Here is a 21852-nt window from a genome sequence, read left to right as displayed (position 1 = left end):
TAATATAATTAATAAGCAAAAGTAAAATTCCTGATATAAAGGAAAAAAGAAGCTCATTCTCAGCAGTGCTGCTGATCAGAAAAATGTTATGCATAATATAAATACTTCCTGCAGGTACCATAAGCAAAATCGCCATGTACCGGAAGGAAATATCACCAGTGCTTTTATGCTGGAGACAGTGTCCGGTAATAATTGCAAAAACAAGCATTACGATTTTTGATATAATGGCTCCAGAAAGACCGGCTTTATCATCTAAATTCAGCATATTTAAGATCATATGTATGATAATTTCCACCAGCATCCAGATCGTACAGATCAAAAAAGAGAACAAGGCACATTTTTTCCAGCTTTCCGAATAAGAAATACTGGTTGCAAGAAAGACAAACACCATGTTGAATAAAAGTGTCAGTGCTGGTGAGATTCCGTTTTCAATGCCCAGAAACAGCTGAAAGAAATAATAGGCCACCCAGATTATGTATGTTGTAGTTTTTTTCCAGGAGGGAACGAAAAAAGCATTGATGCACTTACGTATGACTAAAATATAAAAAAGTGAGAGAAACGGACTTACAACAGCTGACGAAAGAACTTTCATACTATTTTACCCCCGCTTTCTTGCTGGCCAGATCACATAATTGCTTGCGTATTTTCTTTTGCCTGTCTTCGCTGATCTGCAGTGTGGTTGATTTTCCTCCGTTTTCAATAACAAGACTGGAAAAGTTCATGGTGCTGACATAATCATAATTTACAAGATAAGACTGGTGTATCCGCAGGTACCGCTGTTTGTTTCCGGTTAACTCTTTCTCCACATCGTTGAGCTTTCCGTAAAAAAACTCCTCTCTGCCATCCTTTAAATAAATATATACAATCCGGTTGCGGCTCTCAAAATAGACCACATCCTTTAACGCTACTTTTTTAATCTCCTTATTAAAATTAAATTGAAAATAGACGTTATTTTCATTAATCCGTTCATACGCTTCTTTAAAATACCGGGAGAATTTCGCTGTATCCAGCGGCTTGGAAAGAAAACGGAACGGCTCCACCTCAAATAATTCTTTTAAATACTGTTCGTATCCGGAAATATAAATTAACAATGCAGTCTTATCTTTTTGCCTGATGCGCCGGGCGGCATCAATTCCGTTTTCCTGTGACATTTCTATATCAAGAAAGATCAGGTCAAATAAGTTACCAAGATTTACGTATTTCGTCAGCATGGAACCGTCAAAAAATACGTCGACTTCAATTTCTATACCGTTTGCCAAAGCTTCTTTCTTTATTAATTTCTCTAACATTCCTGTAAAAAGAACATCATCATCACAAATTGCTATTCTTAACATACTTACCCTTCCCCATTAAAACTGTGTACTTTATTTATTCAAAAATGAAACATGTATATATGTATATCGTATGTTACCTCCCATTAATTAAAAGGGAGAAATAGGAGCTTTTGTCGCATTTTGTCTAATTGATCATATTAAAAATTACTTGCAGGCTCGAAATTTCAACATGATGTAATTTTTTCAATGGAAATATAATATTTTCTTATTGCACTAAAAATATTATATCACATTTATGGAGGTAACAAAATTGAAACCCTATCTGCTTTTGATTATTTCTCTCTGCACCCTGTTTTTAATTGCAAATTTAATTCATCTCATCCTGGAAAAAAATGATGATCGGAAATCCAACAAAAAAATTTATGTAATAAATATGATAGCGGCTGTTGTCATTTCCAATTGCATTGAGTGGAGTGAAATGCAGTTTGAAAGGAGAGCTGCATTTCTGGGGGAAAGCTTTATATCCCTGCTTAATCTTATTAATATACTGTTGTGTCTGGTCCTGGTGCTGTTCATGCTTTTTGTTAAGAATGACAGAGAGAGGATTCATCAGTATCAAAATCGGGAATAATTACGAGCAGAGTCGTTATTTTTACAACTTGTCATTATTAAGCTGCTGAATTTGTATAATTGCATTATCTTAATGTCTTTATAATAATGGAGGTAGAAAGAATGGAACGTAAAAGTAATATTGCAGCTAAGTTCATGGAACAGGTAGCCAGAAAATCAGTGGAGCTGGCATCTCAGAGCAGATGCATGTATATCTATCACCAGCCGAAGATGCCGGCAGAGCTTAAGAAATTTAAGAAATAAGCATCAGAATTTTTAAATTACAAAATTTTCTGCGGGGCATGATATCCTTTGAAAAAGTTGGCTATAATTTTAACAGGACTTCCTCAAAGGGAACCAATCATGGAGGGCAGATAATGAGAATTCCAAAACACATCGGAATCATTCCTGACGGAAACAGACGCTGGGCTGTGGACAACGGCATAAAAAAAGAAGAAGGGTATGATAAGGGCATCTCGCCTGGTATGACCCTTTACCGGCTCTGCAGGGATCTGGGAGTGGAAGAAATGACCTTTTATGGCTTTACCGCAGATAATACCAAACGTCCTGCGGTACAGCGGGAAGCATTTTCCAAGGCCTGCGTGAAGGCTGTGGAGGTGCTGTCTAAAGAGAATGCACAGCTTCTGGTTCTTGGTAAGACTTCTTCGGCCATGTTTCCGGACGAGTTGAAACCATACACCAAAAGGGTGTGTTTCGGTACCGGGGGAATGAAAATCAACTTCCTGATTAATTACAGCTGGGAATGGGACTTGGGACTGTCAGAGGGGACCATAGGCCCAGAGCTTAAAACCTCCGATGTATCAAGAATGGATTTGATAATCCGGTGGGGAGGAAGGAGAAGACTTTCCGGCTTTCTTCCGGTTCAGTCCGTTTATTCGGATATGTACGTAGTCGATGATTACTGGCCGGATTTTAAAACGGATCATGTTTACAAAGCACTGGAGTGGTACTCCAGACAGGATGTGACCCTGGGGGGGTAAAAAAAGAGAATACATTTTAAGGCAGCCGTGCAGGCTGCCTTTTTGTGGTTAAAGGAAAAATTGTCTGATATTATATGTGCCATAATGTTGCGGTTATTATTCTTCTGGCCGGTTTCGCCGTACACAGACGTAAAAATGCACAATTTTACTCTTCATTTACTTAACATAATGCATATTGTGGTTAGAAATCTATTATGTTATTATCTTCCCAAGTAAACGTTTACTAGGAGGAATTATGAAAAGAAAAGCGACACTTGTTGATTTGGCAGAGAGAGCGGGAGTGTCTTATGTGACGGTCCATAAGGCACTGAACAACAAGCCCGGGGTCAGTGAGGAAAAAAGAAGGGAGATTTTAAAATTGGCGGAAGAACTGGAATATTCAGCGAATATTGCAGCTTCCGTGCTCAAAAGACCGGAAATTTGTATTGCGGTAGTTTTACAGGGGTTGGACACTCCGAACAGCTTCTTTTTTGAACGGATGTGGAAAGCGGTCGTTGAGGTAGAGAAAGAGTATCTGAATTATAAGGTTACGTTTTTAAGATTTCCGTCAGATATAACCAGCAGGAGCCAGAAAGAAATTCTTAAGGAGCTGGCTTTTAGAGATGATGTGCATGGAGTTATTATTAACTGTCTCGACCGAACGGATTTGAATGATGAGATTAATATTCTGATCAATAAGAAAATTCCTGTTGTTACGGTTAATTCTGACGCCCCTGATTCTTTACGAAGTGATTTTATATCTGCTGACAATTTCAGAATAGGTAAACTGGCAGCAGGTCTTCTGCTTTTTGGGAGCGCAGGTGACAGCGGAAAGGTTCTGGTATTGGGAGGAAGCCGTTACGCTGAGGTACATCAGGAAAATATACGGGGGTTCAGGGAGGAGATGGAGCAGTATTCCAACATCAGCCTCAAAATTCTTTATCAGATGGATTATCCCGACCAGGAGGAAAGGGTCCATGCTTTTCTTCTGGAGAATCCTGATGCTGCGGGAGTCTACAGCAACAGCTCCACTGGAACTTATTTCATGTGCAGGACAGCGAAAAAGCTTGGATGGAACAGAGAAGGCAAACTAATAGGAAGCGACGCATTTAAGGAGTTGATTCCGTATTTTGAAGAAGGGATATTAGATGCCTGTATCTGGAAAAATCCGGCAAAACAAGTCAGTGAAGCTGTAGCGGCAGTATATCACAGAATTTTAAAAAGTCCGTATACAAAGAACGAAATAGATTTAGGAATTTTAATGAAACATAATGTGCAGGATTATATTTAATTCTGTCACGTGCTTAAAGTAAACGTTTAACCATAGGAGGAATGTCATGAAAAATAGAAAATTATTAACAGTTCTGTCTTTCATATCCGCAGTTTCTATCCTTATGACAGGATGCGGAAGCTTTCATAAGCCAACAGAAATGCCGGATACGGGTGACAGCAAAAAAGCGGCAAAAGCCGAAATTATACTCAGGGCCGGCGAGACAAATCCGGCCACCCATATCATGTCCAGGGTATGGTACCGCTTTGCGGATATTGTCAATGAAAAATCGGAAGGGCGTATTTATGTGGAGGTTTATCCCGCCGGACAGCTGGGAGATGAAAGAACACAGTTACAGACTTTGCAGATGGGAGCGCTGGATTTCTTCCGGGTGTCCACCTATACAGCCGGGGATTTCGGAGCAGAGAAATTCAATCTCTTTTCTCTTCCCTATTTGTTTACAGGCAGAGAGCATCTGTGGAAGGTGGTAAACAGCCAGATCGGCTCAGACCTTCTCAAGGATATTGATGACAATGTGGATGGGATGGTTGGACTTAGCTATTTGGAAGAGGGAGCCAGGAATTTCTTTACTACGAAGAAGGCTGCCGTGGAACCGGAAGATTTAAAGGGAATGAAAATAAGAATTGCAGAATCTTCGATTTTGATGGATACAATCCGGTGCTTTGGTGCCAATCCAACCCCTATTTCGTACAGTGAGCTGTTTACTTCCCTTCAGACCGGAGTGGTGGATGGAGCGGATCAGCCTCTTTCCGGTTACTATTCCAATTCCTTTAATGAAGTGTCTCCATATATGGTGATGGATGGTCATACCTACGGGCTTAGTGTTATGGTCATGAGCAAAAGGACTTTTGAGAAATTAAGCGAAGAGGACAGGCAGCTGATCATGGATGCCGCATTGGAAGCCTCTCAATATAATAAAGAGGTGGCACAGCAGGAGGACGATGAAATCATGAAAAAGCTGGAGGAAGCCAATACTCCCGTTATCCAGCCCCGGGATATTACAAAATGGCAGGAGATGGTCCAGCCGGTATATGAAAAATATGGAAAAGAGTATACGGATTTGATTGATGAGATCAAGGCGATGCAATAAGGAGGAATCAGGAATGGAAAAAGCATTTAAAATATTTAATCGGATCCTGTGCAATATCTGTATGTTGCTGCTCCTGCTGGAGGTGGTGATTGTTGCGGGTGTCGCAGGCTCCAGATATGTGTTCCGGTATACACCTGCATGGGGAGAAACACTGGCTCTTCTGTTTGGCGTGTGGTTCGTTTTTCTGGGCGGAGCCTATGCAATTTCAGAGGATGTTCATTTAAAGATGACACTGCTGGACAGTCTGGTCAGTAAAAAAGTTTTATGGTATCTTGAATGGCTTGGCCTTGGGGTTACGGCAGTACTTGGAGTTTCCATGTTTGCTTATGGAACTTCGCTTCTGAATATTGCAAGCAGGAATATAATAACAGGACTGGGACTTCCGTCCACTGTTTTGTATGCTGCGGTTCCTGTAGCAGGAATATGTTTTATTGTTGAAATTCTGGATAGAGGGAGGGAACTGTTATGTCAACACAGGTAATTGCAATTGTCATTTTATTAACCGTATTTTTTGGTCTGATGATTCTGAGGATTCCCATAGCTTTTTCTGTTGGAATGTCCTGCTTTGCCACCTGCTGGTATCTCGATATTCCTGCTGATATAATTGCCCAGAATATGGTTAAGGGTGTCAATGGATATTCTCTTATGGCGGTTCCGTTTTTTATTCTCATGGGTGAGATTATGAGTACGGGTGGAATTGCCCGGCGTCTGGTTGATCTGGCATCCAGCCTGGTAGGGTGGATGAAAGGGGGACTGGCTATGGTAACCGTGGTTGCCTCCATGCTGTTTGGCTGTGTATCCGGTTCCTCAACAGCCTGTACGGCAACTTTGGGACCCGTCATGATTCCCATGATGGAGAAAAAGGGGTATAACAAGGAATTTGCAACTGATATTACTATGTCAAGCTCCATCACCGGGCTGCTGATTCCGCCAAGTCATAATATGGTAATATTTGCAATGGTGGCAGGCGGCGTTTCCGTAGGTTCTCTTTTTATGGCAGGAATCATTCCAGGATTACTGATCGGATTCATACTTATGGCATATAGTTATATAAAAGCGAAAAAAGAAAATTACCCTACTGAAGCCGCATTTTCCGTAAAGAAGGTGGCAGTTGCATCTGCAAGAGCATTCTGGGGACTGATTACGATTATAATTGTGGTGGTAGGTGTGTGTACCGGTATTATAACGGCGACAGAATCGGCAGCAGTTGCGGTTATATGGTCCATTTTTGTTACATTTGCATTATACAGAGAGGTACCCATTACCGAATTGCCCAAAATGGTTTTAAGAGCAACACGGACACTGGCTATGATTTTAATGCTGGTTGCGACCTCATCTGCATTTGGCTGGCTTTTAGCCTATTTAAAAGTTCCACAGCTCATTACAGGCGGGATCTTCAACATATCCACAAATCCGTATGCGGTACTTTTTATTATTAATGTAATTCTTGTTCTTCTGGGTATGCTGATGGATATGTCTTCAATTATACTGATAGCGACACCAATTCTGCTTCCTATCGTCACATCTATTGGAATGAGCCCGGTTCATTTCGGAGCATTGCTGATTGTGAATCTGGGGATTGGTTTGCTGACACCACCGGTTGGCGGAACCCTGTTTATCGGATCGGCAATTTCGGAAATCAGGTTTGAACGCCTGGCAAAAACAATGCTTCCGCTGTATGCGGTATTAGCAGCTGTGCTCATGCTGGTAACATATATACCGGAGATCAGCCTGACCCTGCCTGCTTTGGTTAAATAATAAAATGGAGTGATAAATAAAATGGAAAAATTGGTATCAGAAGCAGGTGCAGAACTGGAACTTTTCCTCATTGAGAGTGATCAGTCCCTTCCCATAGTTATTATATGCCCGGGAGGTGGGTACAGGTGGCTGTCCGGCAGGGAGAAAGAACCGGTTGCCGCAGCGTTTAACCGCCAGGGTTTCCATGCAGCAATTTTAAATTACCATGTTAATATAGAAAATTTAGGATTTCAGCCAATGTATGATTTGGCCTGGGCTGTGAGCTGTATAAGGAATGCCGTAGGTATCAGCGTAGATAAACAAAAAATTTTTGTCTGCGGTTTTTCAGCAGGGGGACATGTAGCAGCTGAACTTGGAGTGTATTGGGATAGCCGGGAACTTTTTCCGGCAGGAAACTGGCAGGAGCATAAGCCGGATGGATTAATTTTGTGCTATCCGGTTATAACAGCGGGGGAATATGCTCATAGGGAAAGCATTCGGATGCTTTCGGATGATGAGTGCGTCTGGAACTGGTTTTCTTTGGAAGAGCATGTAAGCAGCAAGGTACCGCCGGCATTTATCTGGCATACTGTCACAGATACCGATGTTCCTGTACAGAATTCTGTGCTTTTCGCGGAGGCATTGCTGCAGTGTCATGTACCTCTGGAGCTGCATCTTTTCCCATACGGGGTCCATGGTCTCTCTCTGGCCACAAAAGAAGTGGAAGAACCATCAAAGTGCAGGTTTGCTGATAACCATGTTGCCATATGGCTGGATCTGTGCACAGACTGGATCAGAAACTGCTGAGCCATCTCTTCTCCTTCCTGCTTGCATAAATGAATAAGCCGTAATAGAATGTATAAGAGAAATTAAGCGGGTTTGCAAGCAGAGGAAGGAGCATGGTATGATTACAATTAAGAAAATGGCGGAATTACTTGGTACCAGCACGACCACCGTTTCCAATGTCATACATGGAAAGCAGGGGGAAGTATCGCCTGTTATGGTGGAAAAGGTGAAAAAGCTGATTGAAGAGTATGACTATGTTCCAAACAGGAATGCCAGGAATCTGGCCAGAAACCGGTCCGGAATTATCGGACTGGCAATGAAAGCCAGTGAAAATAAGTACGATAACTTTGTAAAAGATCCCTTTGCAGGGGAACTGATCGGGGCAGTGGAACGGTTTGTACGTGCTAAGGGATATTTTACCATGCTTTATGTTTCCAGCGATATAGGAGAGATTATCAGTTCGGTTTCCAGCTGGAATGTAGATGGTCTCATTCTTCTTGGAATGCAGAAAGAAGATGGGGAACTGTTAAATCAGAAGATGAAAAAGCCCATGGTTTTTGTCGATGCCTATTTTGAAGATGTCCCCTTTGAGTACGTAAATGTAGGAATCGATGACAGAAAAGGCGGTAGAGAGATTACAGATTATCTTATACAGTCCGGCCACCAGCAAATCGCATTTCTGGCGGATAACTGTATGGGAGTAGACTATCAGCGGTTTATGGGATACCGGGATGCACTGACCAGTGCCGGACTGCCATGGAACGAAGACAACTTTATCAGGCTGAAACCAAGCGGTGCTGATTTGTCCCTTATTTTATCCCAGGCTTATGAGAGGGCAAGGGACTTTACCGCCTTTATCTGCGCATCGGATTATTATGCTGCTTTTATTTTAAATGATTTAAAGGACCGGGGGATGAAAATTCCCCAAGAGCTTTCCATTGTGGGATTTGATGATAATGTCTGCAGCCGTCTGGTGAGGCCTGCACTGACAACCGTTCATCAGGATGTAACGGAAAAAAGCCGGATTACGGTGGAGAAGCTGTTTCATATCATTAACGAAGAGGATTATGGAGCAAATTTGGAACAGCTTCCTGTCTTTATCGTGGAGCGTTCTTCCGTGAGAAAAATGTAGGTTTTCCTGTATCTGACAAATGAGTACCGAAAGGTTGAGCAGTGGAATAGGGGGGATCGATCAAATTGACCGATCCCTTTTTCTTTGACGTCTCATTCAGGGGAATTCTTTTGCAGGTGGCTTTTTATCGTTTCCAATTGTTCCAAAACCAGCATCTTCAAGCGATTCGGTTGAATCGATAAAATATTTTCACCGTAGGCAATAAAATAATTTGCGATAAAAGTTTCTTCCCCTTTGTTATAAAAGCCTCTTATATAATTCTTCCCATTTTCATGGAACAGCTCCATAGACGGATAATGTTCCTTATAGAATATATCCGCACCTCTTGCAGAAATCCCAACTTCAAAGTCAACAGCACCTTTCTCTCTGAACATCTCTTTCACTGGAATAAGCAATTCAGAAAGCGGCTTGGGCAAATATTGATCACAGGAATTTACAGAATAGATTTTATCGCATCGGAATACTTGCGGTCTTTTTGTCTGAAAATTGTAGGCGGTAGCATACCATTGTCCATAGGCAGAGGTTATGTCAAAAAACTGAACGTAATACTGATTTATAATCTCTTTCTTTTGGTAGGTTACTTCGCACACTCTTTCCTCAACGGCCATGTTCAAAATGTCCTCTAAACAGCTGCATTCATTTTTATTTTGGTAACTTCCCAAGCTAAAAATCAATTCCATTCTCCGCAGCTTTTGTATTCGTTCTTCTGATATGCACCCTTCAAACTTTTGCTTTAGTTTTTTAACATTCAGGTGGAACGGGGTGGATTGATAAGCGTTTAGGGTCTGCATGGCAAAGTACAAAGCATGAACCTCATCAATGGTAAAGACAATGGGCGATAGCAGACGGTTGGGAAGAATACCATAGTAGCCATTTCGTCCAGATGTGGAGTAAATTGGCATACCTATTTCTTCTAAGGACTGAATATCCCGAAGTGCTGTACTTTTGGATATGGAGTATCGATCCATGATGTTTTTGAGGTTAAATGACTTTTTATTATTGAGGTATATCATCATATCATTAAGCCGCTGGGATTTATTCATGGCATTTCCTCTTTTTGATTAAATGGTTTCACTAATTGACACCATTATAGATTATACTGGATTCAAGATCATAAAGAAAGGATTAAATGATTTATGAAAAAATTATTTTTGGCATCATCCTTTAGGGATGTAGCTGACATATTTGCAGACTTTGAGAAAGATCCAAACGGAAAAACCGTCACCTTTATTCCCACTGCAAGCAAAACGGAAAAGGTTGTATTTTATGTGAAGGAAGGAAGAAAGGCCCTTGAAAAGATGGGGCTGATTATTGAGGAGTTGGATATATCAACCACTCCAACTGCTGAAATTACCGCCAAAATAAAAAACAACGATTTTATTTATGTGACAGGGGGCAACACATTCTTCTTGTTGCAGGAATTGAAAAGAAGCGGTGCAGATCAAATAATTATTGATGAAGTTAATGCCGGAAAACTGTATATCGGCGAATCTGCCGGGGCAATGGTTGCATCTGCAAACATTGAATATGCGAAAGGAATGGATTCAGCAGAAAAAGCGCCTGACTTAGAAAATTTTGATGCATTAGGCTTGGTGGATTTTTATACGGTTCCCCACTATACCAATTCACCTTTTAAGAAAATCGGGCAGAAAATAGTGGACACCTATTCATCCGTATTAAACCTGTCTCCCATTAGCAATCATGAAGCAATTGCGGTCAGCGGTGATGAAATAGCAATCAGAAGAAACTGAACTCCGGGTCAACCTGGCAATGTATCATCAATGAACGGCGGTTTTCAAAACCGCCGTTTTCTCTATTCAGGTGCTTGGTATTGTACATCTTTTTCATTGAGTACAGCCCAAAGCAGCTTTTTTTGTTATAAAAATAACTTAAAAAATGAATCAAAAAACTCTTGTTATATCATCCATAAAGTGCTAATATACTGTATATAGAACTTATGCGCATAAGTTACAATACATTTATTAAAATATCACATTTTGACAGCATATTTTATAATGGAGGGCGAATTATGAAGAAATACTTATGGGTTATGGCATTGGCGGGAGCAGCGGCAGTTTTGTCACTTGCAGGTTGTGGGAAGACCTCACAGTCAGATGGAACTGCGGCATCCTCCGCAGGAAGCCAGTCCGCAGACAGCAAGAGCGAGAGTCAGAGCCCGGCTAAGTCTGGGGGGCAGGCAATTCGGATTGTCAACGGAAAAATCGAGATCGACGAGCCGTTAAAGGCGTTTGCCAAAAAGTATCAGGAGAAGACCGGTCAGGAGGTTGTGATTGAGTCTCTTGGAGGCGGAGTTGACATCAATGGCACCATGAAGGGATATCTGGCTGCAGGCAATATGCCGGATTTATTCGTATTCGGGGGCGAAGGGGATTATCAGACCTGGAAGGATTATATGGCAGATTTAAGCGGAGAAGAGTGGACCTCCAAAACAGAATTCGGTTTTAAATCAGAAGATGGAAAAACGGTAGGTTTTCCTTACGCAGTAGAGGGCTATGGCATTACATATAATAAGGACGTTCTTGAGAAAGCAGGGATAGATCCCGCTTCTCTCACAAGCTATGACGCGTTTAAAAAAGCCTTTGAGACCATTGATCAGAAGAAGGATGAGCTGGGACTGACCGCTGTATGCTCGGTTGCCGCTGAATCCGGTCAGATGTACTGGTCAACAGGAAACCATCTGTTTGGCTACTATTTATCAGGCGGGTTAAAGAGAGGCGATACCACTTATATTGATCAGTTAAAATCCGGAAAGACGGACGCAGAACGTCTGGGACAGTTTGCAGATTTTATGAAACTTCTGTTTGATTACTCGGATAAGAATACCCTGATATCCGGAACCTATGACGATCAGCTGGCTTTGTGGGCAAAGGGAAAGACCGCGTTTATCACTCAGGGTAACTGGATTGATCCGTCTCTTCCTGATTATGATGTGAAATTTGACTGTGGAATAGCTCCTCTTGCATTTACAAAGGAAGAGATGAAGGGGGTTCTTGCAGATTGTCCGTCCTGGTGGGCTGTTTATAACAAAGGAACCAATATTGATGCATGCAAGGCCTTTTTAAAAGAGCTTGCTCTGTCTGACGAAGGACAGGAGTGTCTGGTAAGTGACTGCGGAATGATTTCTCCTTATACCACCTGTAAGGTAAGCCCTAAGACACCTTTGGCTATGAGCTTAAAAACTTATGTGGATGCAGGCAACACCTATTCCTGGGAATGGACGAAGATGCCGGAAGGAATCTCCATGAATGCAACAGGTGCTGTGTTTGAACTGTATGCAAAAGGGGAGATTGACAAGGACGGATTCGTGAATATGATGCAGACAGCCATTGCAGACTATGTGAAAAAATAACTGGGCAGGGCGGCTAAACAGCCGCCCGTATCCATATGGAAACGTGAAGGCAGAGATAAAGGAGAAAGCGTATGGAGGGAAAAGCAAAAAAGATAAGTTCAATTCTGCCGGCGGCAGTGGGTGCAGTATTGGTCTGCTGCGGGCTGTATTCAGATTTTTACTACCGGGAATTCTGGGGAAGGGGTCCGTTGCTTGCAGGGGGACTGATATTGGTCATCGCCAGTCTTTATCTGTTACCGGGAAGAAAACACCGGGCGATTGTAAACGGTTTGTTTCTGCTGCCCCTTACAGGAGCTTTCTTCATAACTGTTCTGATCCCGTTTCTGTTCGGTATTTTTTATTCGTTTACAGACTGGAACGGGATCCGGTTTACCCAGTTTATAGGGCTTAAGAATTATGCACAGATGTTTCATGCCCCGGATTATTTATATTCGCTGCTTATTACATTCTTATTTACGGTTTTTAATATGGTTTCGGTTAATTTTGCGGCATTCTTTCTTGCTCTTTTATGTACCTCCGGGGTAAAGGGAAGAAATTTTTACAGGGCCTCATTCTTTCTTCCTAATTTAATCGGCGGTATTGTCCTTGGATATGTCTGGCAGTTTATATTTAATAAAGTATTTACAAGCCTGATCGCAGGAAGTGTTTCCATGCTGACGAATCCCAATCTGGCTTTCTTTGCAATTCTGATTGTGAGCACATGGCAGTATGCCGGGTATATTATGATGATCTATGTCACCGGACTTCAGGGAGTTCCAAGAGACATTTTAGAAGCGTCCGCTGTTGATGGGGCGGGGGCGTTAAAAACTCTCTTACACATCAAACTGCCCATGATTGCCAATACCTTTACGGTGTGTATTTTCCTCACCCTTGTCAATTCCTTTAAGCAGTTTGATTTAAATTATGCCATTACAAACGGGGCACCCAGCCGGATTCTGGGAGCAAAAGCGGTGGCTTCCACCGAGTTCCTGGCTCTTAATATATATAATACGGCTATTGCCAGAAACAGATATGCGGAGGGGCAGACAAAAGCGGTGGTGTTCTTCCTCATTCTGGCGGTGGTATCTCTTACCCAGGTATCCATCAGTAAGAAGAGGGAGGTGGAATTATGAGAGAAACTCATGGGCGGAAAAGGATTACATGGGACGCAGGGCAGTCAAAACGGCTTATTCCGGAGCTGATCGGTTTGATTCTGTCTCTTATCGTGCTGTCTCCCTTTATCCTGGTAATATTCAATGCGGCCAAAAAAAGTGCGGATATTGTGATCAGTCCCATTGCACCGCCCTCAGACTGGGGGCAGCTACTGGTCAATTTAAAAAATGTAATCGGCAATCAGAACTTCAGCTATTGGAGATCTTTTGGAAGTTCATTGTACATAACCGCAGTCAGCCTGATTCTGCTGACCTTATTTTCCAGTATGGCGGCATGGGTGCTGGTCCGAAATAAGACAAAATGGTCACAGGTGATTTTCATGATGTTTGTGGCATCCATGGTCATACCGTTTCAGGTGGTGATGCTGCCCCTTCTGTCTACGTTTCGTAAAGTGTCCGAATTTACAGGGATTCCCCTGTTAAGCAGTTACACAGGAATCATCACCGCTTATCTGGGATTTGGAGGATCCTTATCTGTGTTTATTCTTCATGGATTTATAAAAGGAATTCCAAAGGAACTGGAGGAAGCGGCCTGGATTGATGGCTGCAGTCCTGAGAATACATTCTTTCAGATCGTGTTTCCGCTGTTAAAGCCTGTGCAGATGACGGTGCTGATTCTCAACGGAATCTGGATCTGGAACGACTATCTCCTTCCGTCGCTGATGCTGGGGCTGAATGGAAGAATCAAAACCCTGCCTGTTGCAGTGAGCAGCTTTGTAGGTTCCTATGTCAAGCAGTGGGATTTAATCCTGGCGGCAGCATTTCTGGCCATGATTCCCATCGTTATTCTGTTTTTATGCGCCCAGAGGCAGATCATACAGGGAATGGTAGAAGGGGCAATCAAATAATGGAAAGGAGTCTGCTATGGAACGAAAATGGTGGAAAGAGGCAGTGGTATATCAGATCTATCCCAGAAGCTTTAAAGACAGCAACGGGGATGGAATCGGAGACTTAAACGGGATCAGAGAGAAGCTCCCATATTTAAAACTGTTGGGAATTGATGTGATCTGGCTTTCACCCATTTATCAATCCCCTAATGATGATAATGGATATGACATCAGTGATTACAAAATGATTATGGATGAGTTCGGAACCATGAAAGATTTTGATGATCTTTTAAAAGAAGCCCATGAAAACGGGATTCGTATTATTATGGATCTGGTGGTGAATCACACCTCTGATGAGCATCCATGGTTTTTGGAGAGCCGGAAAAGCAGGGAGAATCCTTACCGGGATTATTATATCTGGAGAGAGGGAAAAAAAGAGGGAGTGCCGCCGAATAACTGGGGAGCCTGCTTTGGCGGTTCTGCATGGAAACTGGATGAGAAAACCGGCATGTATTACCTCCATTTGTTTTCGCCTAAGCAGCCGGACTTAAACTGGGAAAATGAGACTGTCCGAAGGGAAGTCTTTGAGATGATGGACTGGTGGTGCAGGAAAGGAATCGATGGTTTCCGCATGGATGTGATCAGTATGATATCCAAGAATCAGGCATTTCCGGACGGGGAAGTAAAGGAAGGACTTTACGGTGATTTCTCACCTTACGCAGTTCATGGACCTATGGTTCATACCTATTTAAAGGAGATGAATGAAAAGGTTTTGTCTCAATATGATCTGATGACGGTAGGTGAGACTGCCGGGGTTACTGTGGAGGAAGCCAGAAAATATGCGGGAGCAGAAGAACATGAGTTAAACATGGTGTTTCATTTTGAACATGTGGAGGGAGACGGAGAACTGTTAAAGTGGACGGATAAAAAGCCGGATCTGCTGCGGTTAAAAAAGATTCTTTCCAGATGGCAGGAGGAGCTGGGAGAAGATGCCTGGAACAGTTTATACTGGGATAATCATGACCAGCCAAGAGCTGTATCCCGCTTTGGTAATGACAGCAGCCGTTACAGAGAAGTTTCCGCCAAGATGCTGGCAACCTGCCTTCATATGATGAGGGGGACTCCTTATATCTATCAGGGAGAAGAGCTGGGGATGACCAATTTCCCATTTACAGAGTTAACCCAGTTCAGAGATATCGAAAGTCTGAATGCCTATGGGGAACTTACTGGGAAAGGGCTGGTCTCCCATGAAAAGATGATGAGCTATTTACGGTGCAAAAGCAGGGATCATGCAAGAACTCCCATGCAGTGGGACGATGGACCTTCTGCCGGATTCACCGTTTCAGTACCCTGGATATCTGTCAATCCCAATAATACTGAAATCAATGCAAAAAAGGAACTGGCTGATGAGAATTCCGTATTTCATTATTACAGAAAGCTGATAGAGCTGAGAAAGAAATATGAAATAATTGTATATGGAAGCTACCAGTTGATTATGAAAGAGGATACCAGGGTATTTGCCTACATCCGAAGTCTGCAGAGTGAGAGGCTGCTTGTGCTCTGTAATTTTTCTGATGAGGAGGCAGCCGTATCTTTACCGGAAGAATTTTTAAGAGAGGATGCAAAGTGCCTCATTGATAACTATGATGATCCTTCCTCTGAAAGGCGGGGCAGACTGCTTCCTTATGAGGCGGCAGCCTATTATCTGGGGAAGGAAAAAAACTGAATGGAGAAATATGAAATGAATAAACAATGGTGGCATGATAAGGTGGCCTATCAGATCTATCCGAAAAGTTTTTGCGATACCAATGGTGACGGAATCGGGGACTTGAGAGGCGTGATTTCAAAGCTGGATTATTTAAAGGAGCTTGGAATTGATATCATATGGCTTTCTCCTATCTATCAGTCTCCCTTCGCAGATCAGGGATATGATATTTCTGATTATTATAAAATCGATCCCAGATTCGGCAAGATGGAGGATTTAACAGAGCTGATTGCCGAGGCGAAGAAAAGGAATCTTTCTATCTTACTTGATCTGGTGGTGAACCATTGTTCCGATGAACATGAATGGTTTCAGAAGGCTCTTAAGGAACCGGAAGGGGAGTATGGTAAGTATTTTTATATCAGGGAAGGAAGAGATGGGAAAGAGCCTACCAATATCCGGTCTTACTTTGGAGGAAGTGCATGGGAACGGATTGGAGATACCAACCTGTATTACCTTCATCTTTTTCATAAAAAGCAGCCGGATCTAAACTGGGAAAATCCGGTTGTACGGGGAGCAATCTACGATATGATCAACTGGTGGCTGGAGAAAGGTATTGCGGGATTTCGGATCGACGCCATCATGAATATTAAAAAGGCACTTCCTTTTCATGATTATGCGCCGGATCGGGAAGATGGACTGGCGGACTGCAGGCTGATGTTAAAAGAGAATGAAGGAGTCATGGATTTTCTGAAGGAGATGCGGGATGCAACCTTTAAAAAATACAACGCATTTACCGTTGGAGAGGTATTTAATGAAAAAAAGGAAGAGCTGAATGATTTCATAGGGGAAGACGGATGTTTTTCTTCCATCTTTGATTTCAGTCAGACTGTGTTCGGCGCCAGTGAAAAAGGCTGGTATGACAATCAGCCGGTTACACCGGATGATTACAGAAAATGCTGCTTTGACAGTCAGAAGAGGGCGGAAGGAATCGGTTTTCTTTCTAATATTATAGAAAATCACGATGAACCAAGGGGTGTGAGCAGATATATTCCGGAGGGAGAATGTTCCGATGCAGCAAAGAAGATGCTTGCAACCCTTTATTTTCTTTTAAAAGGAATTCCCTTTCTCTATCAGGGACAGGAAATAGGCATGGAAAACGTTCCCTTTGACAGCATCAGCCAGTTTGACGATGTTTCCACTTTGGAGGAATACCGGGTGGCACTGAGGAACGGTCTGTCAGAAGAACAGGCTTTTGAAGCTGTAAGACGTTACAGCCGGGATAATGCCAGGGTCCCCTTCCAGTGGGATGACAGTGAAAACGCCGGGTTTACTAAAGGAACTCCGTGGCTTATGGTCAGTCCGGATTATCAAACCATTCATTTACAGCGCCAGTCTGCAGATCCTGACTCCGTTTTTTGCTATTATAAAAAACTGATTGCACTAAGAAAGGCTGAGGGATACAGGGATACCTTTGTATACGGTCAGTTTACACCAGCTTATACAGAAAAAGAAAGAGTAATGGCTTATTTTAGAACGGGAAATAATCAAAGAATTCTTGTTATAGGAAACTTTAAAATGGCTGAGCAGGAAATTGAGCTGGAAAAACCATATAAAAACATTCTGCTTCACAATTACCATACAGCCGGGGGGAATGGGACGAAGCTTTTATTAAAGGGATATGAGGTTCTTGTTCTGGAGTTTTAAATGGAACGATTGTCCATGGGATCGTTGACATTGGATCTATGGAGGAATATAATGAAGTCAGGGGTATATACGTTGGTATATGCCCTTTCGTTTATTATGACATAGGAGGAAAATAGTTATGGGTGATAAAAAATCAGATAGTCTTCATTGCCCCTGCTGCAAACGGCATTGTCCGATCTCTGATCTTCACTGCAGCAAAGGAAAGGTCTATGCCAAATCAATAAAAAGCAAAGAAGCTGCAATCCGGCAGCAAACGGAAACATATGAACCGTCTTACAACAGAATTCTTCTTTCTTATAAAATTGGTTTTGACCGCCTGTTTGGCCGGAAGGAGCATGGGCCTGGCGGAAAGCAAATCAGAGGACTTGTAATGGGAGCATTGTTTCTGGCGGATCAGAAGACGGTGATGGAACTGGAAGCAGATACAGGCATTCATGGTGATAAACTGATGGAATGTCTGGAAAAGCTTGATAAAAAAGAATACATTACAAGAAAGAAGGATCCTGAGGGGGTACACTGGTATTCCCTGTCGGAGAAAGGATTAAAAACAGCAGAAGAATCCATAAAAGAAGGAGACAGACAAGTGCTGTCCCGCTTAAATGAAGAGGAAAGGGAGCAGCTTGAACGGCTGCTGAAGAAATTATTACCATAGGGGTATATTAACGTTGCTTTTTTATCATTATGTGATACAATGCAACAAGAATCATGAAGTTTGCGGGAATGGGAAAAACAACCGCAGCAGGAGGAGTTACATTGGAAATCGGGAGGAAACGGTCCGGGATAATCCGCCTGGTACTGGCATGCCTGTTCTGCGTGGCAGTACTGGTTACACAACTGAATACAGTTGAAGTGGTAAAGGGAATCGGTCACCCTGGCTTTTTTTCTGCAGGCTCTATTTCCAGTGATAACCTGTACCATAAAAAATATGATGGTATGATTGAACCAAAGGATGTGCTGGAAGAGGAAACTGTGGGTGATGTATTACTTAACATCGCCAGACGTTCATCCTTTAAAAGCTTAGCCCTTAATTATATATGTTTAAAGACATTTTTCTTAATAATTCCTTTTGCTTTATGGCCGCTTCGCGCCGTCCTTTCGCAGGAGGGATATATAAGCCGAATGTTTGTGATACGCTACATTCATAATTCAGACGGAGAGAAAGGCGCAGCAGGCAGGTTATGGCAGATTGAAAATTAAATAGAAAATGAGGAAAACTTATGAAGCCAGGAAAGAAAATGCTTGCTGCGATATTTCTGATCATTGCAGCGTTTGTTTATGTTGCTGTATTTGGAGCGGGAGAAAGTATTAAGGGAATCTTTGATATGCGGTTTGGAATTGATATCCGGGGAGGCGTAGAAGCTATTTTTGAACCTCAGAACTTAGACCGCAAGCCAACTGCGCAGGAGCTTGAGTCGGCCAGAGAGGTAATCGAGAGCCGTATGGACAGCCAGAACATTGCGGACCGTGAAGTGACTGTGGACAAGGATGCAGGGTATATCATTGTACAGTTCCCCTGGAAATCAGGAGAAACAGATTTTAACCCGGAAGATGCCATATCAGAATTAGGTGAGATGGCTGAGCTGACATTTAAAGACCCGGATGGAGCGGTTTTAATTCAGGGAAAGGATGTAGAGAAAGCCAGTCCCCAGACAAATACATCCAATGGAATCAAGACATATGTAGTAGCCCTCAGTTTTAACAGCAATGGATCAAAGCTGTTTGAAGATGCTACGGGAAAACTGATCGGAAAAAGAATCGGAATTTATATGGATAATAATCTGATATCCAATCCTACGGTGCAGAATCAGATATCAGGAGGCCAGGCGGTAATCACCGGTATGAAGACCTATGAGGAAGCAAAGGCTCTGGCCGAGAAAATCAACGCCGGTGCACTTCCCTTCTCTTTAAAAACAACCAACTTTTCTACCATTAGCCCATCACTTGGAAACAATGCTCTGACAATCATGGTATATGCCGGACTGGCTGCATTTTTCGTAATCTGTCTGTTTATGATTGTCTTTTACAAAATGCCCGGAGTGGTTGCATGTATTACGCTGCTTCTGCAGATGGTGATACAGATGCTGGCAGTCTCTGTACCCCAGTACACCCTGACTCTTCCGGGAATTGCAGGAATTATCCTGACTCTGGGTATGGCAGTGGATACGAATATTATTATTTCAGAACGTATTTCAGATGAACTGAAGAAGGGATCATCTGTAAAGGGAGCTGTCGTTTCCGGCTATAAAAACGCTTTTTCGTCTGTACTGGATGGAAATGTGACGACTGCAATCGTAGCTGTGATTTTAATGATCTTTGGATCAGGAACGATGTTGAGCTTTGGTTATACCCTGCTGGTCGGCATGATTGTAAATCTTCTGATTGGAGTTTCCGTATCCAGGCAGCTGATTCTGTCACTGATTCAGTCTGATTTCTGGAGAAATGAGAAGTGGTTTAGAATCAGAAAAGATAAGAAGGTGATTCCTTTCTATCAGAAAAAGTATTTGTTTGCTATTATTTCAGGATTAGTTATTTTGTCCGGAATTGCTGGATGCGTCTTCTATGGAGTGAAGCTGGATACCCAGTTTAAAGGCGGTGCGGTTCTGTCTTATTCCGTTTCTGAGCAGGCGGATACCGGTAAAATTCAGGAGGCGATCGAAAAAGAGACAAAACGTCCGGTAACGGTTCAGATAAAGGAAGATAATATGACCGGGTTAAAGCGGCTGTCTGTTACGCTTGCAGGAAATGCAGGTATCTCACCAGAGGATCAGAAGACCATAACTGATACAATCAACAGTACCATTGGAAAAAATGATGCCAGTCTTTCAGAGACTTTTGTGGTAGAACCTTATATTGGAGCAAAGGCACTCAGGAATGCGGCAACAGCCATTGTTCTGTCACTGATCTTTATTGTTGTATATGTGTGGATTCGTTTTTCCGTTATATCCGGTCTTTCTGCTGGTATAACGGCGATGATTGCTTTGGTTCATGATGTGATTGTGGTATTATTTGCATTTGTGTTGTTCCAGATTCCATTAAATGATGCGTTTGTTGCTGTTGTGTTAACGATAATTGGTTACTCTATTAATGATACCATTGTGGTATATGACAGAATCCGGGAGAACAGAAAGCATGATTTAAAAATGCCGGTAGATACACTGGTTAACATAAGCACCACCCAGACACTGGGAAGGTCCATCAATACATCCTTTACAACGGGAATCTGTGTTTTAATTCTTATGGTGGCTTCTGTTTATTTCCATATTGAATCCATCATGGAATTCTCACTTCCGATGTTCTTTGGTATCCTGACTGGCTGCTATTCATCAATCTGTGTGGCAGGAACTCTTTGGGCTATGTGGGAGAAGAGGAAAGAAAAATAGTAAAATATCAGGCGGAAGCCGGGGAGTCAGTTTGTCTGACTGCCTGACTTTCGCTTTTTTTTGTATATCATATTGAAAAATTTTATTAAAAATGTTAGAATATAGCAATAAACAAGTTGAGATATTGGATAGTAACTAAATTATTATTAAATATTGGACAACCTTGTTTGTTAAAATGATTTTTATATGATAAAGGAGGATTAAGATTATGCTTAACAAAGAGATTGTTGCTAAGATAAACAAACAGATTAATTTCGAACTTTACTCCGCATATGTATATCTGGATATATCAAACTATTATGCTGACCAGAATTTAAACGGGTTTGCAAACTGGTTTAAAATACAGACTCAGGAGGAGCGGGACCATGCCATGCTTTTCATGGATTATCTCCTTCAGAATGGGGAAAAGATCGTTCTTTCGGATGTTAAGGCCCCTTCCTTTGCTTTCACCGATTTCCGTCAGCCAGCCATGGAAGCGTTTGAACATGAGATAAACGTGACGGCAGCCATTCACGATATTTACGGAGCAGCTTATGAATTAAAGGATTTCCGTACCATGCAGTTTCTTGACTGGTTCGTGAAGGAACAGAGTGAAGAGGAAAAGAATACGGATGAGATCATTAAGAGATACGATTTGTTCGGCAGCGATGCAAAGGGACTTTATCTCCTTGATACGGAGCTGGCGGCCAGAGTGTATACTCCGCCGACACTGGTAATCTGATTTTACAGGGTAAGGTGATAAGATTGAAATAAAGAGCAGTCTCTGCCGGAATGTATGTAATTATATTCCGGCAGGGAATGCTTTTTTTGATACAG

At 42.3% G+C, this 21852-nt stretch carries 21 protein-coding genes and 1 pseudogene; 19 read left to right on the top strand and 3 right to left on the bottom strand.

Going from position 1 to position 21852, the window contains the following annotated elements; genetic code table 11:
- Both V7D18_RS22940 and V7D18_RS22935 read right to left on the bottom strand, forming a co-directional pair.
- Positions 1 to 592, bottom strand: a pseudogene (locus tag V7D18_RS22940) (sensor histidine kinase); the annotation flags it as partial.
- Position 593: 1 nt separating this feature from the next.
- Complete coding sequence (locus V7D18_RS22935) at positions 594 to 1334, bottom strand: LytR/AlgR family response regulator transcription factor (protein ID WP_426157844.1); 741 nt, start codon at positions 1332 to 1334, stop codon at positions 594 to 596.
- A gap of 250 nt (positions 1335 to 1584) precedes the next feature.
- Here V7D18_RS22935 and V7D18_RS22930 point away from each other — a divergent pair, with 250 nt between their 5' ends.
- From V7D18_RS22930 to V7D18_RS22890, 9 genes are all read left to right on the top strand, one after another.
- Positions 1585 to 1905, top strand: coding sequence for a hypothetical protein (locus tag V7D18_RS22930; protein ID WP_426157843.1), 321 nt, complete (start codon positions 1585 to 1587; stop codon positions 1903 to 1905).
- A 101-nt stretch (positions 1906 to 2006) separates the two neighbouring features.
- Positions 2007 to 2147: a cyclic lactone autoinducer peptide gene (locus tag V7D18_RS22925; protein ID WP_426157841.1), complete on the top strand. Its 141-nt coding sequence runs from the start codon at positions 2007 to 2009 to the stop codon at positions 2145 to 2147.
- A 113-nt stretch (positions 2148 to 2260) separates the two neighbouring features.
- Positions 2261 to 2884: an undecaprenyl diphosphate synthase family protein gene (locus V7D18_RS22920; protein WP_426157839.1), complete on the top strand. Its 624-nt coding sequence runs from the start codon at positions 2261 to 2263 to the stop codon at positions 2882 to 2884.
- A 235-nt stretch (positions 2885 to 3119) separates the two neighbouring features.
- Positions 3120 to 4154, top strand: a complete 1035-nt coding sequence (locus V7D18_RS22915) for a substrate-binding domain-containing protein (RefSeq protein WP_426157837.1) — start codon at positions 3120 to 3122, stop codon at positions 4152 to 4154.
- Positions 4155 to 4200: 46 nt separating this feature from the next.
- Positions 4201 to 5244: a TRAP transporter substrate-binding protein gene (locus V7D18_RS22910; protein ID WP_426157835.1), complete on the top strand. Its 1044-nt coding sequence runs from the start codon at positions 4201 to 4203 to the stop codon at positions 5242 to 5244.
- Between the two features lie 13 nt (positions 5245 to 5257).
- A complete protein-coding gene (locus V7D18_RS22905) occupies positions 5258 to 5725 on the top strand; it encodes a TRAP transporter small permease (RefSeq protein WP_426157833.1) in 468 nt (155 codons plus the stop codon).
- Positions 5710 to 7002, top strand: coding sequence for a TRAP transporter large permease (locus V7D18_RS22900; protein WP_426157831.1), 1293 nt, complete (start codon positions 5710 to 5712; stop codon positions 7000 to 7002). The genes V7D18_RS22905 and V7D18_RS22900 overlap by 16 nt, the downstream gene beginning before the upstream one ends.
- 21 nt (positions 7003 to 7023) lie before the next feature.
- A complete protein-coding gene (locus V7D18_RS22895; RefSeq protein WP_426157829.1) occupies positions 7024 to 7788 on the top strand; it encodes an alpha/beta hydrolase in 765 nt (254 codons plus the stop codon).
- A 97-nt stretch (positions 7789 to 7885) separates the two neighbouring features.
- Complete coding sequence (locus tag V7D18_RS22890; protein ID WP_426157827.1) at positions 7886 to 8899, top strand: LacI family DNA-binding transcriptional regulator; 1014 nt, start codon at positions 7886 to 7888, stop codon at positions 8897 to 8899.
- A 92-nt stretch (positions 8900 to 8991) separates the two neighbouring features.
- Here the strand turns inward: V7D18_RS22890 and V7D18_RS22885 are convergent, their stop codons facing one another.
- Positions 8992 to 9942 (bottom strand): helix-turn-helix transcriptional regulator, encoded by a 951-nt coding sequence (locus V7D18_RS22885; protein ID WP_426157825.1) that lies wholly within the window; start codon positions 9940 to 9942, stop codon positions 8992 to 8994.
- Between the two features lie 93 nt (positions 9943 to 10035).
- On the opposite strand from V7D18_RS22885, the gene V7D18_RS22880 reads away from it, so the two are divergent.
- From V7D18_RS22880 to V7D18_RS22835, 10 genes are all read left to right on the top strand, one after another.
- On the top strand, positions 10036 to 10650 hold the full coding sequence (locus tag V7D18_RS22880; protein WP_426157823.1) for a peptidase E: 615 nt from the start codon (positions 10036 to 10038) through the stop codon (positions 10648 to 10650).
- A 278-nt stretch (positions 10651 to 10928) separates the two neighbouring features.
- The gene (locus tag V7D18_RS22875) at positions 10929 to 12269 is read left to right on the top strand and encodes an ABC transporter substrate-binding protein (RefSeq protein WP_426157821.1); all 1341 of its coding nucleotides are present in this window, start codon (positions 10929 to 10931) and stop codon (positions 12267 to 12269) included.
- A gap of 71 nt (positions 12270 to 12340) precedes the next feature.
- Entirely contained in the window at positions 12341 to 13381 is a 1041-nt protein-coding gene (locus V7D18_RS22870; RefSeq protein ID WP_426157819.1) for a carbohydrate ABC transporter permease, read from the top strand.
- Positions 13378 to 14268: a carbohydrate ABC transporter permease gene (locus V7D18_RS22865; protein WP_426157817.1), complete on the top strand. Its 891-nt coding sequence runs from the start codon at positions 13378 to 13380 to the stop codon at positions 14266 to 14268. The genes V7D18_RS22870 and V7D18_RS22865 overlap by 4 nt, the downstream gene beginning before the upstream one ends.
- 16 nt (positions 14269 to 14284) lie before the next feature.
- On the top strand, positions 14285 to 15973 hold the full coding sequence (locus V7D18_RS22860) for a glycoside hydrolase family 13 protein (RefSeq protein WP_426157816.1): 1689 nt from the start codon (positions 14285 to 14287) through the stop codon (positions 15971 to 15973).
- Positions 15974 to 15988: 15 nt separating this feature from the next.
- Entirely contained in the window at positions 15989 to 17656 is a 1668-nt protein-coding gene (locus V7D18_RS22855; protein ID WP_426157814.1) for an alpha-glucosidase, read from the top strand.
- Positions 17657 to 17774: 118 nt separating this feature from the next.
- Complete coding sequence (locus V7D18_RS22850; RefSeq protein WP_426157812.1) at positions 17775 to 18308, top strand: hypothetical protein; 534 nt, start codon at positions 17775 to 17777, stop codon at positions 18306 to 18308.
- Positions 18309 to 18376: 68 nt separating this feature from the next.
- On the top strand, positions 18377 to 18853 hold the full coding sequence (locus V7D18_RS22845; RefSeq protein ID WP_426157811.1) for a hypothetical protein: 477 nt from the start codon (positions 18377 to 18379) through the stop codon (positions 18851 to 18853).
- Positions 18854 to 18873: 20 nt separating this feature from the next.
- Positions 18874 to 21036 (top strand): protein translocase subunit SecF, encoded by a 2163-nt coding sequence (gene secF, locus V7D18_RS22840; protein ID WP_426157810.1) that lies wholly within the window; start codon positions 18874 to 18876, stop codon positions 21034 to 21036.
- A gap of 208 nt (positions 21037 to 21244) precedes the next feature.
- On the top strand, positions 21245 to 21757 hold the full coding sequence (locus V7D18_RS22835) for a ferritin (RefSeq protein WP_426157808.1): 513 nt from the start codon (positions 21245 to 21247) through the stop codon (positions 21755 to 21757).
- Positions 21758 to 21852 lie beyond the last annotated feature (95 nt).

Origin of the sequence: Lacrimispora sp. 38-1 (genome assembly GCF_049890855.1) — a bacterium.
In the GTDB taxonomy this organism is placed as follows: Bacteria; Bacillota; Clostridia; order Lachnospirales; family Lachnospiraceae; genus Lacrimispora.
The sequence above is the reverse complement of the archived record's forward strand: the minus strand, read 5'-3'. Positions and strand labels throughout refer to the sequence as shown.

Bases quoted from the DNA above. Each gene is read 5' to 3' on its own strand.
- V7D18_RS22935 (WP_426157844.1), bottom strand. From the start codon at position 1,334: ATGTTAAGAATAGCAATTTGTGATGATGATGTTCTTTTTACAGGAATG.
- V7D18_RS22925 (WP_426157841.1), top strand. From the start codon at position 2,007: ATGGAACGTAAAAGTAATATTGCAGCTAAGTTCATGGAACAGGTAGCC.
- V7D18_RS22920 (WP_426157839.1), top strand. From the start codon at position 2,261: ATGAGAATTCCAAAACACATCGGAATCATTCCTGACGGAAACAGACGC.
- V7D18_RS22915 (WP_426157837.1), top strand. From the start codon at position 3,120: ATGAAAAGAAAAGCGACACTTGTTGATTTGGCAGAGAGAGCGGGAGTG.
- V7D18_RS22910 (WP_426157835.1), top strand. From the start codon at position 4,201: ATGAAAAATAGAAAATTATTAACAGTTCTGTCTTTCATATCCGCAGTT.
- V7D18_RS22905 (WP_426157833.1), top strand. From the start codon at position 5,258: ATGGAAAAAGCATTTAAAATATTTAATCGGATCCTGTGCAATATCTGT.
- V7D18_RS22900 (WP_426157831.1), top strand. From the start codon at position 5,710: ATGTCAACACAGGTAATTGCAATTGTCATTTTATTAACCGTATTTTTT.
- V7D18_RS22895 (WP_426157829.1), top strand. From the start codon at position 7,024: ATGGAAAAATTGGTATCAGAAGCAGGTGCAGAACTGGAACTTTTCCTC.
- V7D18_RS22890 (WP_426157827.1), top strand. From the start codon at position 7,886: ATGATTACAATTAAGAAAATGGCGGAATTACTTGGTACCAGCACGACC.
- V7D18_RS22885 (WP_426157825.1), bottom strand. From the start codon at position 9,942: ATGAATAAATCCCAGCGGCTTAATGATATGATGATATACCTCAATAAT.
- V7D18_RS22880 (WP_426157823.1), top strand. From the start codon at position 10,036: ATGAAAAAATTATTTTTGGCATCATCCTTTAGGGATGTAGCTGACATA.
- V7D18_RS22875 (WP_426157821.1), top strand. From the start codon at position 10,929: ATGAAGAAATACTTATGGGTTATGGCATTGGCGGGAGCAGCGGCAGTT.
- V7D18_RS22870 (WP_426157819.1), top strand. From the start codon at position 12,341: ATGGAGGGAAAAGCAAAAAAGATAAGTTCAATTCTGCCGGCGGCAGTG.
- V7D18_RS22865 (WP_426157817.1), top strand. From the start codon at position 13,378: ATGAGAGAAACTCATGGGCGGAAAAGGATTACATGGGACGCAGGGCAG.
- V7D18_RS22860 (WP_426157816.1), top strand. From the start codon at position 14,285: ATGGAACGAAAATGGTGGAAAGAGGCAGTGGTATATCAGATCTATCCC.
- V7D18_RS22855 (WP_426157814.1), top strand. From the start codon at position 15,989: ATGAATAAACAATGGTGGCATGATAAGGTGGCCTATCAGATCTATCCG.
- V7D18_RS22850 (WP_426157812.1), top strand. From the start codon at position 17,775: ATGGGTGATAAAAAATCAGATAGTCTTCATTGCCCCTGCTGCAAACGG.
- V7D18_RS22845 (WP_426157811.1), top strand. From the start codon at position 18,377: ATGGGAAAAACAACCGCAGCAGGAGGAGTTACATTGGAAATCGGGAGG.
- secF (WP_426157810.1), top strand. From the start codon at position 18,874: ATGAAGCCAGGAAAGAAAATGCTTGCTGCGATATTTCTGATCATTGCA.
- V7D18_RS22835 (WP_426157808.1), top strand. From the start codon at position 21,245: ATGCTTAACAAAGAGATTGTTGCTAAGATAAACAAACAGATTAATTTC.